16 protein-coding genes are annotated in these 17,468 nt (G+C 34.9%); 3 read left to right on the top strand and 13 right to left on the bottom strand.

Annotated features, from left to right (window positions below):
* Nucleotides 1–4 precede the first annotated feature (4 nt).
* From CJP74_RS01780 to CJP74_RS01830, 10 genes are all read right to left on the bottom strand, one after another.
* Nucleotides 5–652 carry a hypothetical protein gene (locus tag CJP74_RS01780; protein WP_119496564.1) on the bottom strand — a complete coding sequence of 216 codons (648 nt, stop codon included), beginning with the start codon at nucleotides 650–652 and terminating at the stop codon, nucleotides 5–7.
* A gap of 27 nt (nucleotides 653–679) precedes the next feature.
* Nucleotides 680–1,270, bottom strand: coding sequence for a hypothetical protein (locus tag CJP74_RS01785; RefSeq protein ID WP_147397042.1), 591 nt, complete (start codon nucleotides 1,268–1,270; stop codon nucleotides 680–682).
* Between the two features lie 682 nt (nucleotides 1,271–1,952).
* A complete protein-coding gene (locus tag CJP74_RS01795) occupies nucleotides 1,953–2,594 on the bottom strand; it encodes a hypothetical protein (protein WP_119496567.1) in 642 nt (213 codons plus the stop codon).
* 341 nt (nucleotides 2,595–2,935) lie between these two features.
* A complete protein-coding gene (locus CJP74_RS01800; protein WP_119496568.1) occupies nucleotides 2,936–3,577 on the bottom strand; it encodes a hypothetical protein in 642 nt (213 codons plus the stop codon).
* 338 nt (nucleotides 3,578–3,915) lie between these two features.
* Nucleotides 3,916–4,557 carry a hypothetical protein gene (locus CJP74_RS01805; RefSeq protein ID WP_119496569.1) on the bottom strand — a complete coding sequence of 214 codons (642 nt, stop codon included), beginning with the start codon at nucleotides 4,555–4,557 and terminating at the stop codon, nucleotides 3,916–3,918.
* Between the two features lie 222 nt (nucleotides 4,558–4,779).
* Nucleotides 4,780–5,466, bottom strand: coding sequence for a hypothetical protein (locus tag CJP74_RS01810; protein ID WP_119496570.1), 687 nt, complete (start codon nucleotides 5,464–5,466; stop codon nucleotides 4,780–4,782).
* 281 nt (nucleotides 5,467–5,747) lie between these two features.
* Entirely contained in the window at nucleotides 5,748–6,452 is a 705-nt protein-coding gene (locus CJP74_RS01815; protein ID WP_119496571.1) for a hypothetical protein, read from the bottom strand.
* A gap of 86 nt (nucleotides 6,453–6,538) precedes the next feature.
* Entirely contained in the window at nucleotides 6,539–7,198 is a 660-nt protein-coding gene (locus CJP74_RS01820; RefSeq protein ID WP_119496572.1) for a hypothetical protein, read from the bottom strand.
* A gap of 2 nt (nucleotides 7,199–7,200) precedes the next feature.
* Nucleotides 7,201–7,821: a hypothetical protein gene (locus CJP74_RS01825; protein WP_119496573.1), complete on the bottom strand. Its 621-nt coding sequence runs from the start codon at nucleotides 7,819–7,821 to the stop codon at nucleotides 7,201–7,203.
* Between the two features lie 70 nt (nucleotides 7,822–7,891).
* Nucleotides 7,892–8,671, bottom strand: a complete 780-nt coding sequence (locus CJP74_RS01830) for a hypothetical protein (protein ID WP_147397043.1) — start codon at nucleotides 8,669–8,671, stop codon at nucleotides 7,892–7,894.
* Between the two features lie 721 nt (nucleotides 8,672–9,392).
* Between CJP74_RS01830 and CJP74_RS01835 the strand changes: the two genes are divergently transcribed.
* The 3 genes from CJP74_RS01835 to cmoB all read left to right on the top strand — a co-directional run bounded on the left by CJP74_RS01835 (nucleotide 9,393) and on the right by cmoB (nucleotide 11,656).
* Nucleotides 9,393–9,701: an HPF/RaiA family ribosome-associated protein gene (locus CJP74_RS01835; RefSeq protein ID WP_119496575.1), complete on the top strand. Its 309-nt coding sequence runs from the start codon at nucleotides 9,393–9,395 to the stop codon at nucleotides 9,699–9,701.
* A gap of 129 nt (nucleotides 9,702–9,830) precedes the next feature.
* Complete coding sequence (locus CJP74_RS01840; protein WP_119496576.1) at nucleotides 9,831–10,442, top strand: TetR/AcrR family transcriptional regulator; 612 nt, start codon at nucleotides 9,831–9,833, stop codon at nucleotides 10,440–10,442.
* Between the two features lie 20 nt (nucleotides 10,443–10,462).
* Entirely contained in the window at nucleotides 10,463–11,656 is a 1,194-nt protein-coding gene (gene cmoB, locus CJP74_RS01845; protein WP_119496577.1) for a tRNA 5-methoxyuridine(34)/uridine 5-oxyacetic acid(34) synthase CmoB, read from the top strand.
* Between the two features lie 50 nt (nucleotides 11,657–11,706).
* Here cmoB and dnaG read toward each other — a convergent pair whose 3' ends face one another.
* From dnaG to CJP74_RS01860, 3 genes are all read right to left on the bottom strand, one after another.
* On the bottom strand, nucleotides 11,707–15,537 hold the full coding sequence (dnaG, locus tag CJP74_RS01850; protein WP_119496578.1) for a DNA primase: 3,831 nt from the start codon (nucleotides 15,535–15,537) through the stop codon (nucleotides 11,707–11,709).
* 565 nt (nucleotides 15,538–16,102) lie between these two features.
* Nucleotides 16,103–16,423 carry a hypothetical protein gene (locus tag CJP74_RS01855; RefSeq protein ID WP_119496579.1) on the bottom strand — a complete coding sequence of 107 codons (321 nt, stop codon included), beginning with the start codon at nucleotides 16,421–16,423 and terminating at the stop codon, nucleotides 16,103–16,105.
* Between the two features lie 97 nt (nucleotides 16,424–16,520).
* A complete protein-coding gene (locus CJP74_RS01860; protein WP_119496580.1) occupies nucleotides 16,521–17,276 on the bottom strand; it encodes a hypothetical protein in 756 nt (251 codons plus the stop codon).
* Between the last annotated feature and the right edge of the window lie 192 nt (nucleotides 17,277–17,468).

A 17,468-nucleotide genomic window follows, 5' to 3' on the forward strand; every position in this document is an offset into this window, starting at 1 on the left:
CAGACTAGTCTCTTACTAAACGAACATTAAAGGTTGTATAAAAATCATATAGAGTTTGGTTATCTAAATAATCTCCAGATTCTGGTAAATAAGGTTTAAAGCCATAATTATATGCGTCAGGATTTTTTGATAAGTTAATTAAGGCTCTTTGCTTTTGCGTTAGAGGCATGTTGTTTTCTTGTTGCAACACAGCCATAAAGACAACCCCAGCTAAAGCCATGCTTTGCAGAGTTTGGCGATTATATTTGGCAACCATATATAGAACATTAGTCGCTTCACAAGCACTATTTGGGGCTACATTATTATTTCTCACCGTTAACTGATAACAAACATCGGTTAGATTCACAAAACTCAGCACACGGGGATCCTGACGATAAGTATAATTGTTAATGCTATAGTTCTTGTTGATATCAGCAAAAACTAAAGCAGAAAAATAGACAATAAATTGGTGAGCACCAATTTCTTCGCCTACGGCTTCTTGACGTAATTCACGAATGGTTGTCGCTAGTTCGCGAACGGCTGTTGCGTTTTGGTTATAAAGGCGATTGTACTCTTGTTGTAATTGGGTGTTAGAGTAGTGCTTATACTCGCTGCTTATAGCACCTAGACTAGCTAGAGCCAGAATAAATGTAAATAGGGGTTTAACGAACAAGTTTTTTTCCTCACTTTTGTATCTTATTTAATCCTCATCGACAATGTGGATTTTAAAAACAGCATAGATTAGTTCTTTGTAATCTTTTTTTAAAGCCTTATAATTAATATTACCTCTTAAGTTAAAGTCAATATTGTAATTTTTGAAATCAGCATCAAACGCACGCATTCTTCTCTCTTTAGCAGTTAATTGATTGTCATCTTTTCTATCAATAGCTAAAAAAGTACCCAAAAGGACCAAGGTTTTTAAGGTATCTCGATTATAGTCTGCAAACGCATATATAGTTGCAAAATGTAAACAATCTACGTTTGTATTTGTATTATTATCTGGAGTGTATATAAAATTACATAATTCACCTAGATCGCTAAAGCTGTCTACATGTGGATCATGTCTATAAGTGTAATTATTTATAGTATAGTTTTGATTAATCGTATAAAGATAACCACTGGCAAAATATTGGATAAACTTAGAATAAGGCATTTGCTTTCCAGCAAAGTATTGCTTCATATATTTTACAAAAATATGGTAGTTGGCTAAATCTTGGGAATGGATTTTTATAAGTCTATCGTATTCTTGCTGTAACTGGGCTCTTGAGTACTTACTGTAATCGGCTGCCATAACACTGAAGCAAGTAAAGATAAGGCAGAGTGTGAGAAGGATTTTTCTAAGCATGATCTTTCTCCAAGTTTGGTTGTATATATTTTTAGTTGAGAAGTATAAATAGAGTTAATTAACTCTATAGCTAGGGATGAAAAAATGTAAAGTGTTTATGTTATTTTAAGGAGTTTGCTACTTATTTAATAAGTAGTTTAGACCTTGTTTTATCCCTATATTTCTATTATAAACAAGCTTTAATTGTCGTTTATATGTAATTATCAAGAGTGGTCATCAGTGGCATTTTTTTACAAAAAAATGATTATTTTTGATCAAAATAAGTCGATTAAGCTTTTATGGCATGAGTTATTTTTTCTTTTTAGCCAATATTTTTCTTTTTGCTTAAGCTTTGGCTTTTCTTTCTATATTTATATTCTCCTTGTCCCTTCTTCTATTCCTTTTGCTCCGCTTTATCTCTCCCTTCTTTTTTTTGATTCATTTATTCTGGATTTTAGTTGATCACTAATTTAAATAATTAACCAAAATTGGTGAGAAAAAAAAGTAAAGAGAACCTTAGATAATTCTAGGGTTCTCTTTTTTTAGATCGTACGAATAAGTTGTTAGTTTAAGCTAGAGGGTAAAGAGGTAAAATTAACTTAAGTGGCAAAAGAATAATGGCTCTTTAACTCCCAAGTTAAAAGAACTGTCATTTTGGAGCAGTTAAATTTACGTTAATAAATGAAGAAACGCCTTCTTTAAAATACTGATTATTTAGCAATTCGTTTTCAGTAGGTAGATCTAGTTTAAAACTATAATTATACTTACTCCAGTTATTTGCTATCTGCACTATGAGTGTATGTTGAGCTGTAACTTCATACTTAGGAAAATCTTGTATAAATGCAGCAGGTCCTAAAATCGCTAAAGTTTGTAAGATATCTGCGTTTGCACCTGAAAATACGATAAGGTAAGTAACAGCTTGGCATGCTGCATCTATTTCTTTTGTATGCCGCCAAACTTGGACACATACCTTATAGAAACTTACTAGATTTGTAACCCTAGGGTCATGGTAGTAGTTGTTACCTACAACTTTAAAGTCTTGATTTACATAATAAAAGAAAGGTCCATGAATTAATGCAAACAACTCATATGGAGTTAGGCTTTTACCACCATACTCTTCTTTTACATAAGTTGTTAACTGTAAAAACGATTTGAGATCTTCTAGCGTTGCTTGTTGTAAGCGACTATGCTCTTGTTGGAGTTGAGTATAGGAGTAGTTACTATAGTCTGTGGCAAATACATTACAACTTGCCAAAGCTATACCTAAGGTGAGAAGAGTTTTACGTAACATAAACATTCTCCAAGTTGTTGTAATTTAAGTTGAGAAAAAATATAACTTTGAGGAAGTTCCTCTAAGTTAAGGAAATAGTTCCTTATATAATTATTATAAAACCTCAGAAAAATTAACGAGATAAAATTTATCAAAACAGGTCATTTGACCTATTTTTGCACAAAAAAATCCCCTTGGGTTTATCCAAGGGGAATTGTTTATCCTTTATCAGGCTAGATTTATTATTTATTAATAACAAGAACGCCATAAGTATTACGAACGTAATTTTTCATATTTTCATTAAAGTAGTTATTAGCATCTAGAAGAGTGTATTTATTTAACTTCCAAGCTAAAAGAACCTATCATTTTGGAGCAATTAAATTTACCTTAAGAAACGAAGAAACGGTTTCTACAAAATTCTTATTATTAAGCAATTCGTTTTGGGTAGGTAGATAGAGTTTAAAACTATAATTATAATTATCCAAGTTCTTTGATAGGTGTACTAATAGTGTATGTTGAGCTGTAACTTCATGATTAGGATATTTGCTTATAAATGTTCCAGGTGCTAAAATCGCTAGAGTTTGTAAGGAGTTTATGTCTCCACCTGAATATATGGCAAGGAAAGTAATAGCTTGGCATATCTCATCTATTTCTTTTGTATGCTGCCAAAGTTGGTAACAAACCTCATGTAGATTTACTAAATTTGTAACCTTAGGGTCATGGTAATAGTTATTACCTACAACTTTAAAGTCTTTATTTACATAATAAAAGTAAGGTCCATGAATTATTTTAAGCAAGTCATAAGGAGTCATACTTTTACCACCATATTCTTCTTTTACTAGACTAGTTAACTTCAGAAAAAATGTGAGATCGGATAGGGTTGCTTTTTCTAAGCGGCTATGTTCTTGCTTGAGTTGAGTATAGGAGTAGTTGCTATAGTCTGTGGCAAATACATTACAACTTGCCAGAGCTATACCTAAGGTGAGAAGAGCTTTACGAAACATACACATTCTCCAAGTTGGTGTAATTTAAGTTGAGAAAAATGTAACTTTGAGGAAGTTCCTCTAAGTTAAGGAAATAGATCCTTATATAATTATTATAAAACTTCAGAAAAATTAACGAGATAAAATTTATCAAAACTGGTCATTTGACCTATTTTTGCACAAAAAATCCCCTTGGGCTTACCCAAGGGGGAGTGTTTATCCTTTATCAGGCTAGATTTATTATCTATTAACAATAAAAACTCCATAAGTATTACGAACGTAATTTCTCATGTTTTCATTAAAGAAGTTATTAGCATCTAGAAGAGATATTTATTTAACTCCCAAGCTAAAAGAACCTATCATTTGGGAGCAATTAAATTTAGGTTAAGAAATGAAGAAACGGCTTTTGTAAAAAGCTCATTATTAAGCAATTCGTTTTGGGTAGGTAGATTGGGTGTAAAACTATAATTATACTTATCCCAGTTCTTTGCTATCTGTGCTAAAAGTGTATGTTGAGCTGTAACTTCATAATCTTTATTTCTGTTTATAAGTCTTCCAGGTCCTAAAATCGCTAAAGTTTGGAAGGAATTTGTATCTCCGCCTGCAAGTATGACAAGGTAACCAATAGCCTGGCATACCGCATCAATTTCGTTTGTATGCTGCCAAAGTAGGACACAAACATCATGTAGATTTACTAAATTTGTAACCCTAGGGTCATGGTAGTAGTTTTTACCCACAACTTTAAAGTTTTGATTTACTCGATAAAAGTAAAATCCACTAAATGATTCAAGCAAGTCATATGGAGTTATGCTTTTACCACCAAATTCTTGTTTCATTAGATTAGTTACCTTTAGAAACCATCTTAGATCTTCTATGGTTGCTTTTTCTAAGCGACTATGCTCTTGTTGGAGTTGAGTATAGGAGTAGTTACTATAGTCTGTGGCAAATACATTACAACTTGCCAAAGCTATGCCTAAGGTGAGAAGAGTTTTACGAAACATAAACATTCTCCAAGTTGTTGTAATTTAAGTTGAGAAAAAAATATAACTTTGAGGAAGTTCCTCTAAGTTAAGGAAATAGATCCTTGTATAAATATTATAAAACGCGAGAAAAATTAACGAGATAAAATTTGTCAAAACTGGTCATTTGACCTATTTTTGCACAAAAAATCCCCTTAGGCTTACCCAAGGGGAAGTGTTTATCCTTATATCAGGCTAGATTTATTATTGATTAACAATAAAAACGCCATAAGTATTACGAACGTAATTTCTCATATTTTCATTAAAATAGTTATTAGCATTTAGAAGAGTGTATTTAAAACTAAGTTCAAAATTATCCAAGTTGTTCTCTTTGAGTTTCCTTTCACTAAACGAAAGAGTATATTGATTTCTTTTATTTTCGATATAGCTTTTAGTGGTAATTAGAGCTATAGTTTGGACAAACTCTGGGTTGTAATTAAAGAGATAATAGAAATTTATAATTCTCTTACAAGCATTATTATAGTTTGAATCAGAAACATAGAAGCTATTTCTTTCATAAAGATAATAGCAAAGTTCAGACATTTTAACGAGATCTACAAGTTCTTGACTTTGGGTATATCTAGGGGGATAAAAGTGGTTGACTTGAAAATCTTTATTGAGTGGAGTCAAGAAGTATAAACTTACTAAACTTATAAATTTAATAGGACTAGCTTGTATTCCGCCAAAGCCATTGCGACTTCTAAATTCTTGTAAAACCCTTTCTAAGTAAGTATCATAATTACTGAGAAGCTGGCTGTATCTATTATACTCAAGTTCTAGCATTGGAGTCAGATAGCTACTATAATCTGGGATTTTATTTGGGAAAAGAAAAGCCCAAGAGCCTAAACTGGTTAAAGCTAAACTTGTTGCAACGAGAGTCTTTTTTAGCATTAATTCTCCATATGGTGATATATTTACAGTTGAGATTTAGTATAAGTGTAAATGTTCAAAGATATTTTTAATAAGCTTGTTCGAATTAGCCACAAAGCACAGGGTAATTTACTAAACGATTAACTTGAGGCTATATAAAATATTATAAAACCTCAGAAAAATTAACGAGATAAAATTTGTCAAAACTGGTCATTTGACCTATTTTTTTGTACAAAAAAATCCCCTTAGGTTTACCTAAGGGGAATAATTTTTTCTTTTTCTTTGGCTTAGTAAAAGCCATTTTACTGCTCAACTATGATATTAACGTCATAAACTCTTTTAATAAAAGCGATTAGATTTTCATGAAAATAGCTGTCAGTATTAATAAAAGAGAATCTGAATTTATAGCCCAGCATATCTAAGTTAGTTTTAACTAACTGTTGTTGGCTCGAAGACAGAGACCTCTTGTTTCTTACCTTACTAAGCTCGCCTTTAGTGCTCACTAGAGCCATAGTTTGGAGAAAGTCGGGATTATAGTTAAAGACATAATATAAGTCTGCTGTTAGTTCACAGGCATTACCAAAAGAGTAATCGTAAACTAGTTTACTTCTCTGTTCATAAAGAGAGAGGCAGAGCTCAGAAAGCTTAACTAGATTAGTTAGCTCAGTACTTGGGAGATAAACATAGGTGGTATTGATATTATCCGTAATGCCATAGGTTATCTCAAGGTTTTTATTAAGTTGAGGAAAGAACTCTAAGCTTACGAGCCTTAAAAAATCTGTAGGGCTAAGATCTTTATTAGCATGCTTCTTTTTAAAAGAAGTAAATTTTTTCGTTAGATATTCTTGGTAAAAAGATCGAGTATAAGTATTATTTCTATACTCAGCTTCTAACTTAGCTAGAGTATAGTTACGATAATCTGGGATAGCATGGGGATCATAGCTAGAAGCTATAGCCCCTAAACTAGTTAAAGCTAAACTCGTAGCAACGAGATATTTTTGCAACATTTTTTCTCCACTGGGGTGGTATATTTAGCGTTGAGATTTGGTAAAAAAGAACCTAGGCTTGTCCAAGGTTCTTTTTTTGTTTGTCGCTACTCTCCTTGTCCTACGAGTCGCACGTGGTAAAGATTATAAATTTGCTCACGTGTTTCAGGATTAAGGAAATAGCTTTCTTGCGGTAAACGCAAGGTAAAGCCAAGGTTATAGTCACGTAACTTGTCTTTTGCTTGGACTAGAGCTTGTTGTCTAGGATCAAGAGGCGTACCTTGTTTGGCATTAATTTCGAGCGTTTGTAAGGTTCCTAATAAAGCCATGGACTGTAGAGCATTGGCATCATAACCTGCAGTGAGGTAAATAGCTGCCACAAAGCTACAAGTATCATCATCTTTTAGTAAGGCACTATTGCGTCTAAAAAGCTCATTACAAGTTTGAGCGAGATCAACAAAATTGCTTACTTGTGGATCTTGGGTATAACTATTGGCAGTTATACCAAAGTTTTTATTTAATTCGGCAAGAAACGAGCCACTAACATATTGAACAAATTCACCTGGCGTAATTTGTTTTCCTGCACTAAATTCATTAAAAGCAAGAAGAAAGCTTTTTATTTTATGAATACTTGCTTCATTGCTTTGCACTAAAGTATGATAATGCTTTTCGAGTTGAGTTTGCGAGAGTTTATCTACAGAAGTAGAGGCCATAGCTGTAACGCTAGCTAAGGCGAGGCTAAGAGTGAGAATAAACTTGTGACGCATAATTATTTTCCAAACTCGTGATCAGGAACGAGATAAATTTTATAGTGTTGGGCAAAGTAAGCAGGTAGCTTATGTTGCTCATAATCTTCATAGGTTACTTGATAAAACTTAAAGCTCTTTTGCAGGTTATCAGGATTTAATAAAGCCTGAAGCTGACTTTGTTGGCTTGCCGTTGGTGCTTGCAGTTCACTTAAATCTTCTCTTAAGCCTAGGAGGCCAAGACTTTGTGCTACATCAGCTTTATAAGCCGCTCCAGCATATACTTCAAGTAAAGCTTGACAGTCGGCTGCATAAGGAGCACTAGTACCTTCTTGTTCGAGGTAAGCTTGACAGCTATGAGCTAGCTTAACAAAGGCATCTACATCTGCACTTTGGTAGGATGTAGGAGTAATTTGATAATTACGATTTATTACCGAAAAATAAGCTTGGGTTAGGTAAGCTAAATCAGATGCAGTTACCTTACTTGTCCCAAAAGCCCCGTGTACCATATTTTGCCAGTTTTTAGCAGTAGAAATAAGGTAAGGGCGATCTTGAATTTGTTGTTGTACTTGTTCAGCAAGAGTGCTTGCCTGTGCTAATACAGGGCTAGCGATTAAAGCAAGAAAAGAAAGTTTTTTTAACATAACGTAAGCCAAAGAAAAAAAATTATTTTCATTTTATCATAAAAGCTCAGGGTTTTGCCCTGAGCTTTTATTATTGCACTAGATTTGGATAGTTACCAAGACCTGGAGAAATTTGAATTCCGTAAGTTGTTTTGAGATAACTTAAGGCAGGACCACCAATAGTATAGTATTGTTTATAACTATACGGTTGCCAGTAAAAGTCACGGCTCAAGTTTTTCCCAAACTCGGTACTTTTTAGGATTTCTAACTTACTTGTAGCAGCTAAACTAAGACTACCTTTTTCTTGGTTATAGTTAAAACCTTGATAAAGACTAAGCAGACCTAAGGTTTCCATAAAGTTAGGATCATTGAGCATTAGATTACCAAATCTAATAACATTATTACAGTTGCCCAGATTATTTTGCGTGCGATCTTGGTAAGTAGAGCAAGCAAGATAATAGCTAACAAACTGTTCCATAGATTGTGATGTGTAACTAGTTTCGGTAAGAGAATAACGTAAGTTGATATTGGATAATACCGAGAAAATTACATTAAGATATTGCCGATAATCAAGATTGCGATTACTTAGCTTTTCAACAAGGAGATTATCGAGCTGGGGACTAATTTTATTAAAGTCCTGAGCAGCTTGGGTCTTACTTAAGTTTTTTACCTCTTTGGCGAGCTTATCTGTTGGTAGTTGCTCATACTGTTGGGCTAGGTCACGATATTTCTCTGACTCTACATTAGTAAAGGTTAATGGAGAGCTTAAATTAGGTAAAGTTAAAGTTTGGCTGGCAAAGGCACTCAATGAGCTAGTTAAACTAACCAAGCCAGTACCTATTACCGCAATTAATTTGCTTGTTAATTTCATATTACTTTGCATAGAGTGAGTTTATAAAAAAATGGGATAAACGCTTTTATTCCATGCTATGCAATATAAGGTTTAAAAACCAAAAATCAATAATTTAGGACGGTTATTTTTTAAATTAACGGATAAAGGAAATAAAAAAGCTTGAGACAACAAAGAGAAGAAAAAAATTATAGAGTTGATCAGCAAAAATATAGGTCTTAGCTGCAAAGTTAATTAGGTATTAGTTTTCAATGTTAGTTGGGTCTTAGAGAGGTAAATAAACTTACCTAAAAGCAAAAACAAAAAGCAAATGCACTTTTTCCTCAGCTAATGTAGCAAATCTAGTTTTTTAGCTAAACAGGCAAGAAATCTGGACTTTTTTTAAGAGAGGGACAAGAAGCTAATAGCTTATACCCACAATTTATACCCTAGAAATATTTAAAAAATTATCTATAAAAATCAGTGAATTAAGAAAATAAAAGCAAAAAAGAAATATTTTCCCTGTTCTCTAGTTGACAAAAGGAAAAATTATTCATAAAATGGAAGTGTAAGGAAAATATCAAAAGAGAACCAAAGACAAATGAAGGTTTCAGAAGCTTTTCTTTTTCTCTTTGGTTCACAGAGTAGATTATTAAGTTGTGGCTAAGTGAGGTATAAAGAGCCGAGCTTAAAGTCTACTGGTCTTTAAAGTTTTTGCTTTAAAGGAACTTTAACTTTTCTTAACCAAAATAAGGAGTTGAATATGGCTCTAGATGTCGTAGGTAAAGCATTTGAAGTAACTGATGCTATCAAATCTCATGCAGACAAAGTTGTAGGTAAATTATCTAAATTAAAAGTAGATCTAAGCTACAATACTTTAGCTCTGAAAAAAGATGGGGCAAACTACGTAACTGAATATGAAGTACAAACCAATTTAGGTCGCTTCTTCGCACGTGGTTCAGCAACAGATTGCTATGTATCAATTACCGAAGCAGTAAATAAAATTTACGATCAAGTTAAGAAAAAACTAGACAAATTACAACATCCAAATAAAGGTAAAGTAGCTGCATAGGCTTTCTTAACCAAAAGCTCCCCTCTGACCAGAGGGGAGTTTTTTATTGAGCAAATACTAAGTTAAATGTTTTATAATAAGACTTTTGAGTAAGTAATTATTTAGTCTCCAATTTAAATTAAGAATACAATGTACAGTAAAATCTCTCCACCCTTAGAGTTACAAGGGAAAAAAGTAGATCTACGTGTTGAGAGGACTCATGTTCAAATTCGTATGGCAATGTTAGAATTGCTTAATGAAAAAGAATATCACTCAATTCGGGTAGAAGACATTTTGCAAAAGGCTCTAGTAAACCGAGCTACTTTTTATAAGTACTATACTTGTAAAGATGATCTGATTGGCAAAATGATCGAAGCAGTTAAAATAAATCTTGATAAAACTTGGGAAAAGAGAACTAAATATGGTGATCTCAATGACTTTCTTGATCATCATATAAATAATCTCTATGCAATGCGTGGTGAAATTCTCGCTCTCTGGAAAGTAAATACGCCTCGTCATCACTTACGTCAGGATATGATTAAAATGGTAAGTAATCGTTTTAGTGAGCTTTCGTTATTAGCTTTTCCTGAGAAAAAACCAGAAGATTTAGAGCTACAGAGTTATATCTTTTCTAATTTGGCACTAGATGTTTTAGAGTATCTCTTTACTAAGGGTGTACTTTCGAATTTACGCGAAATCTCTTATCATCTAGAGCAAATTCTTGTTATGGTTAATTTCGATTTTCGTAATATAATAAAATAAATTCTTGGAAAAACTATTCTATGTTTACTAATCCTGAAGATCAAAGCATTTTAGCTTGTATTCTCCACCGTCCAGAGTTAAACGATTGGCTTCCTGCTCTAAGTGCTGCCATGCAAGAAGCAGATGCTACTTTACTAGCGCGAGCAAAAACTAAATCTTCGCGTGAAGTAGCTTTTATTAATAATTTGCGTAAACTAGCTGCTTTAGAAAATTTTCTTGCCGAATTTAAACAACAAGCTTTGAGCCAAAAAGAACAATTAAGAGCCTTTTGGCAAGAAAATCCAGCTTTGGCACCAGAAGAAGTAAGTGCTGAACTTGAAGCTTTAGTAAACTTAGAGCAAATTCCAAGCTTTTTATCCACTCAAGCTGGTGATAAGTTAGAATTACATCCCTTATGGGCAGAGTATTTTAAACAATACCCAAATGAACTCTGGCATAAGATTTTACGTTTACGCGATACTTTAGTCCAAGATCTAATTCCTTGGCGCAAAGGTCCATTTAATCTCTTAGGGCAAGAAATAGATGCCGAATGGGATTGTGGGAAAAAATGGGCACGTATTCAAGCTTTAGGTTTAGATCAACAGCTGGCAGGAAAAAATGTTCTCGATGTTGGCTGTGGTAATGGCTATTACTTATGGCAAATGCTCAAGGGTAAACATCAACCTAAGTTTGTCCTGGGTGTAGAACCTTTTGAGGGTTTTACGGCACAATTTTTACTCACTAAAGTAATTTATACTGCTTTAGCTAGCGATCCGAGCCAAGTGCCTTATATGCTCACCTTACCTTTAGCTAAAGTGCCTGTTTACAATAAATTTGATGTAGTTTTTAACATGGGGGTACTCTACCACCGTAAAGACCCAGTGATTTTCTTAGAGGATTTAGCTAAATTCCTCACCCCAAATGGCACATTAGTTTTAGAAACTATAGTAATTGACGGTGATGCCCAAACTTGTTTAATTCCAGGGGCAAAATACTGTGGTATGACCAATGTGTATTTTATTCCGAGTTTAGCGACTTTAGAAAAATGGCTAGAAATGGCTGGCTTTAAAGAGTATGAAGTTAAAGATCTGTCAGTAACTACAAGTGAAGAACAAAGGTCTACGCCTTTATCTTCTCCGCTTTCGCTGCAAGATTTTCTTGATCCTCACAACCCTGACTTAACTATCGAAGGTTACCCTCGTCCACAAAGGGTAATAATTGTAGCCAAACGCTAAAAAGAAAGCTCAAGAACCAAATGGTTCTTGAGCTTTTTGCATTGTAAAAATTACTTATAAGCATCAGGATCAAAATTATTGCCTTGTTCTTGCTCCCAAGCCATACTATCAAAATAAGCTTGAGCTTCTTCATCGCTATAAGGAATATAATCTTGTTGATCTTCTGAGACAAAGTAAGATTCAGGATCGAGGTTATTAAGATCATACGCGAGTAGATCTTCAGGCACTTGCGGTTCTGCTTGAACAAGAATTTCTTGTCCTTGCTCTTGAGCTTGAGTTGTAGGCTCTTGTTCTTGAGCTTGAGTTGTAGGCTCTTGTTCTTGAGCTTGGTTTGTCAGTTCTTGCTCGGCTACCACAAAAGTATTGTCCTCAGCTTTGCCTTCAACTTGCGAGCTAGGATCCTGCTCTAAGGTCTGGTTTAGTTGAGGGGCATAAGCTTCTGGGCTTTGACTCAGACTAAAGTCTTCATCTTCTTCCAGAGTAGCAAATGCTTGTTTTAACTCAGCTTGCGAAGTTTGTCCTTCTTGAGGGGCAACGAGTTCGGGTACTTGAGTACTTTGTTTGAACTGTTGCTTGAGTTGTTCAAGAGGCACATCTACATCTTGGCTAAGGTGTAATTCGAGAGCCTGAGCGTCACTTACGCCTTGACTTAAACGTTTAGCCTTGAGGCTTTCTTGGTAAGCATTGCTATCTTTTACTTTTAAGACACGTACAGTTTCATTTTCGCGCAGTCTTTCTACTCGACTTGCCTGTACTCGCATGCTAGTTAAAGAAAACAGATCTGTTTCAGGGTGCAAGCTTGACCAGAGCGGAGCATCATATTGCCCGAGTTTCATGAGGTCGTAACCTGGCATAGGTTGCGGATTTGCAGGGCTAATATAGGAAATGAGATATGAGTGTTGCTGCATTTGCAGACGATCATAATCATTTAAAAAGGTTTGTGCTCGCTGAAGGTTAGCTTTTTGTTCGCTAGAAATAGTGTTTTCTTTTTGTTGTAAACGTTGGAGATCATATTGCAGAAGTTTTTCTAAACTGCGTAAATAGGTCATCTCCACATTAACATTATTAATTTGCTCGGCATAGGTTTGCAGATAAACTTGCCCCAGACGACAAATGCTATATACAAAATTAGTATAGGTTTCTTGCATCCCCTTATTAAAAATATAAGGAGCATCATCGGGGGTAAATTCAACCAAGTTATGCGCAAATTCCCCAAAGTGGCGTTCGAGATAGCGATTATAGTTAGCCTCAACTACTTGGCGTACTTCTTCACTTGCTTGCTCTTCGGAAATTAAGCCATCCTTTAATTTGTCTCTAACCGTTGCCAAAGCAAAATGTAAATGGTTAAAGAAAGTAAAGCAAGGTAAGCTAAATACAGTTATATAGCTGAGCATACTACTTATTGCCACAATTGGGCGTTGGTAGTACCAGGAAATTAAGGTTAATATCCGGTTTTCATAGCGACGAGCTGCTTGCAGAAAGCCTTTTATAGGTTCAAGGGCATCTGGATTAGCATAAACTAAAGGTTCGATTTGAATTACTAAACCATGATAATAAATATCCTTGTAATCAAAGCGTAACTTTAACTCTTGTTTAGTTTGTTCAATTTGGTTGGCTAAGTACTCCTTTTCCAGAGGTTGGAGTTCTTTAGGAGTTGCCGAGTCAACCTGAGGTAAACCTTGTTGGGCAATAAACTTAGTTAAAGGAATATTATAGGCTACACTTTGGGCATGTACTTCTTTAGCGATGCGTAAAATTTCAGCCTCTACTGCCTCTTGGGTAAACTCGAGCTTGTGTTTAATTTGTCGCCCTTTGGCGAGAGCTGTACGTTGTAAAAGGAGGCGATAGTTGATATTTTGAATAGCTTGATCTTTAAATTTATCCCAAAGTTGATTAGTTAAGCTTTCTTGATTAGCTTGTCGTTCTTCTGGCGTATATGCACTAGCTAATAGTTCCCGAAAGGCATGGATATAGGAAATACGAAATTCACTGTTTTGTGAGTCTCTTACCGAGTGTTCGATTGCCTTCCGCATAGCATGAGCTTGACTCCGCTGTTGAATTTGCGAAGCAAAAGCATTAACTCGAGCTTTTAAAGGATCTTGTTCACTTGCTTGGGTAAAAGTTTGGATTTGTTGCAAGTTAACTTGACGCTCAGGTTCTTTGTTACGGCGTCCATATTCACGTCCGAGATTTTGTCCTGTAGCTTGGGCAAGCATGCTTTTACCTGCAGCACTAACTTGACTTGGATCACGCTTTTTCCTTTTAGTTTGCGGTTGATCTTCTTGGCGACGATAACCATAGCCGTAAGGATTACTTGTATTAACTACAGGCGTTCTAGAAACAGGTTCTTGCTCTTGCTTTGGCTCTTGGCTTACTTTATTTGGCGTAGAAGCAGGGGCAACTTGTGTCACCACTTGCGTTTGTTCCTGGCGATAGCGTTGCTGATTGGCAAAGCGAAGACGATCTTCTTCTTGCTCTTGCTCATAGAGATCTTTAGCTTGAGCAAATTGTGCCATAAGAGCAGCGTGATCTAGGTTAAAGCGACGAATTACTTTGTTAACCAGGTCATTACGGTAAGCTACGGCAGAAATTTGGGCATAATAGTATCCCAGTTGCGATAAAGCAAAGCGCTCGATTTCGCTAGGAGCTGTATTCTTTTGTTCGAGACTAGACAGCGTATGTTCAATTAAATAGTCAATTAAGCCAATGGTTTTATGGCGTAAAAACTGATCATAGCTTTGCGGGCCATATTTTTTTAAGTAAGAATCTGGATCTTCACCGTCACTTAAAAAAGCAAATTGCACTGTATATTCATCACTAAGAATACCCAGAACATTACGAGCAGCCTGAGCTGCAGCTTTGTAACCTGCACTATCTCCATCAAAACAGCATACAAGATTTGTAGTGTATTTAAAAATTTGCTGTAGTTGTCCTTGAGCTATAGCTGTACCTGAAGCCGCTACGCCTTGGAATATACCAAATTGACTTAAGGAAATTACATCTAAGTAACCTTCAACTAAGATAATACGTTCAATTTTGGCACGGTTAATGCGGTGTGCTTGCACCACTTGGTATAAACCGTAGAGCTCTTTTGATTTGTCGTACAGAGTTGAAGTATTGGACGGGTTAATGTATTTGGCTTTGCTTTTACTATTGTTGAGTATTCGTCCGCCAAAGCCAACAATATCCCCATTTAAATTAAAAATCGGGAAAACAATTCTTTCGCGGTAAGTGTCATAATAGCCTTCACCTTGACTAGATTTACGCAATACATCGACATTGAGTAAGTGAGTTAAAGGATCAGGTACAGGACTTTTACCTTGAGCAACCAGACTATTATAGTAGTGGAGTACAGCATTATTTGCTGGAGCATAGCCCAGAAAATATAGATTAGCCATATCTTCGGTCATGCCTCGACTTACTAAGTAGTCAACTGCCCCTTGGTTATGTTGGAGTTGATATTGATAAAACTCTGCCACTTCTTGCAGAATTTTTTGGTCAATTTGTAGGGAGAGGCGACGAGCTTGAGCTAGTTCTTTATCCTTTTCACTACGTCCATCTTCTTGGTATTCAACGGGCATGCCAAGGAGATTAGCTAGTTCTTTAACTGCATCTTTAAAGTTTAAGCCATTGTGGTTACGTAAAAAAGTAAGAACGTTTCCTTTAGCTCCACAACCAAAACAGTGGTAAACCGCACGGTCATCATCTATATGAAAAGACGGTGTCTTTTCATTATGAAAAGGACAGCATCCTTTCCACTTATGTGAACCTGTTTTTTCTAATTTAACATAGCGACCAATAACATCACTCAATACCGCTTTTTCTTGAATTTCTTCAATAAACGTAGGCTTAATAAAACCTTGAGAGTTATCTGCATTCATAAGGTCAATAATAACTTAATAAAATAGTAAGGAATAATGGTAACTAAATTTAAAGATCTTGCCATTAAACTTTTGAAAAATAGACATTATTTTCTTAAAGGTGTTTTTCTCACGAAAATATCGTGAAAAAATATGAAAAAAAGTGTTGAAATAATCTAATCTTCGCTTATAATAAAATATAGAAAGAAAAAGAAAAGTTATTTAAAATAAAGCTAATTAAATGCTTTATATAGTTAATTAGCATTTTAATATAATTTGCTTGTTGCTTTTATTTTACCATTAAATAGCCCAAGCAAAACAAGGTTATTACAGCATTTAAGCTTAAGTCTTTATCGAAGCTCTAAACTACCCTTTTCAAGCTCTGAGGAAAAGGATAGTTTGATAAAGTATTTGAGCTTAAGTTGCAGATGCAATTAGGCATCTGCGGATTTTCAAGGTTGAGTCTTAAGCACTGCTTAGGACTTTTTTTCGTTATAAAACTGCAAAAGGGATCAAGTTCATCACTTGATCCTCTTTTAATGGAATAAGGATCAAGAATTTATCTTGATCCTTATTTATATTTTGCTTAGAAACTGTATTTAGCAAACACACCATAGTTGGTAACTGTTGTTTTTGATTTAGTTCCAGTCGTGTTACTATCGTTATCTGTTCTACGTACTGAAGCTTCTACCCCTACTAACACTTGGTTAGCAACTTGAGAGTAAACTCTACCATATACTGTGTGTGATCTGTTTGTTGCACGTGTTGCAGAGTTTAGAGTTGATTGCGTAAATACGTAAGAGTAGCCTAAAGCTGGCTGAGCATATTTATATGTAGTATTTAATACCTGAACATTAGCTGCGAAGAAAGTTCTCGAGAAGTTACGTTCGATTGTTTCTTTTGCCACACCTGCCGAACCTGATAATTGCGTATTTTCTGTTAGGTTATAAGAAGCAGAAAAGTCTAAAGACTGGTGATCATAACCAACCCAAGTAGTAGAACCATTAGTGACCTGCAGAAGCTACCACTTGTAGCACTAGGTCTTTAAAACCTTTATAACCATAAACCCCTGCAAATTGGGTACCATACTCACTACTTGATGCTGTTTTATTATCAGCATAAGATACACTTGCATAGTGTTCTTTATTTTCGCCAAAGAAGAAGTCAGCACGTACAGTACGTTTATCTGTACCTGGAGCATAGTTAACTCTGTCAACTAAGTCAAACGCGGTTCTTGCCCCGAGGACTAGATGGTTTGCTGTTAAAACATATTCATCACGTGCATATTCTAAAGCATCTGTAAATTGCCAGTATTGAGCAGCATCTTTTTCGCCACGTAAACCGAAGGTTACACGAACAAAGTTGTCGTAATCATAGTAGAAACGACCTACTTTTAGATAAACTGGTCTGCCGTTATGACCTTTAACAACGGTTGAAGTTAGGTCATTAGTATACTTGGAAGTATAGAATTCTTTGTAGTAGCTTAGATAAGCACCAAAAGTACCTTTTTCGCCTACTTTTGCGTCAAAACCACCACCTAAAACTAGTCTTAAAACGTAGCTACGACCATCGTTGTATCTTTGGGTTACACTAGTAGTGTTACCTGAAGTTGTTTCAGTTTTGTTGTTAAAAAGTACACCTGATAGACGTACATTACCATCAACATATACACGACCTTGATCAGTTTGATAAACAGTTGTGTCTGCAAAAGCCCCTGTTGTCAGAGCTGCTAAAGTTAAAGCAACTAATGTTTTTTTCATATTCTTATACCTAAAATCAAAATTAATCTTAATCTAAAATCTAAAATCTTGCGGTTTGTATATTTCGCAAATATGTTATTAGCTTAAATCATATCTTAAAAAAAAGAAATATATTTCACAATAAAAATTTATCAAATATTACTTAAATTATTGAAAAATAAAGAAATAAAATTGTAATATTTTATAGTCTAA

The organism is Psittacicella melopsittaci, assembly GCF_003585925.1.
Lineage (GTDB): Bacteria > Pseudomonadota > Gammaproteobacteria > Enterobacterales > Psittacicellaceae > Psittacicella > Psittacicella melopsittaci.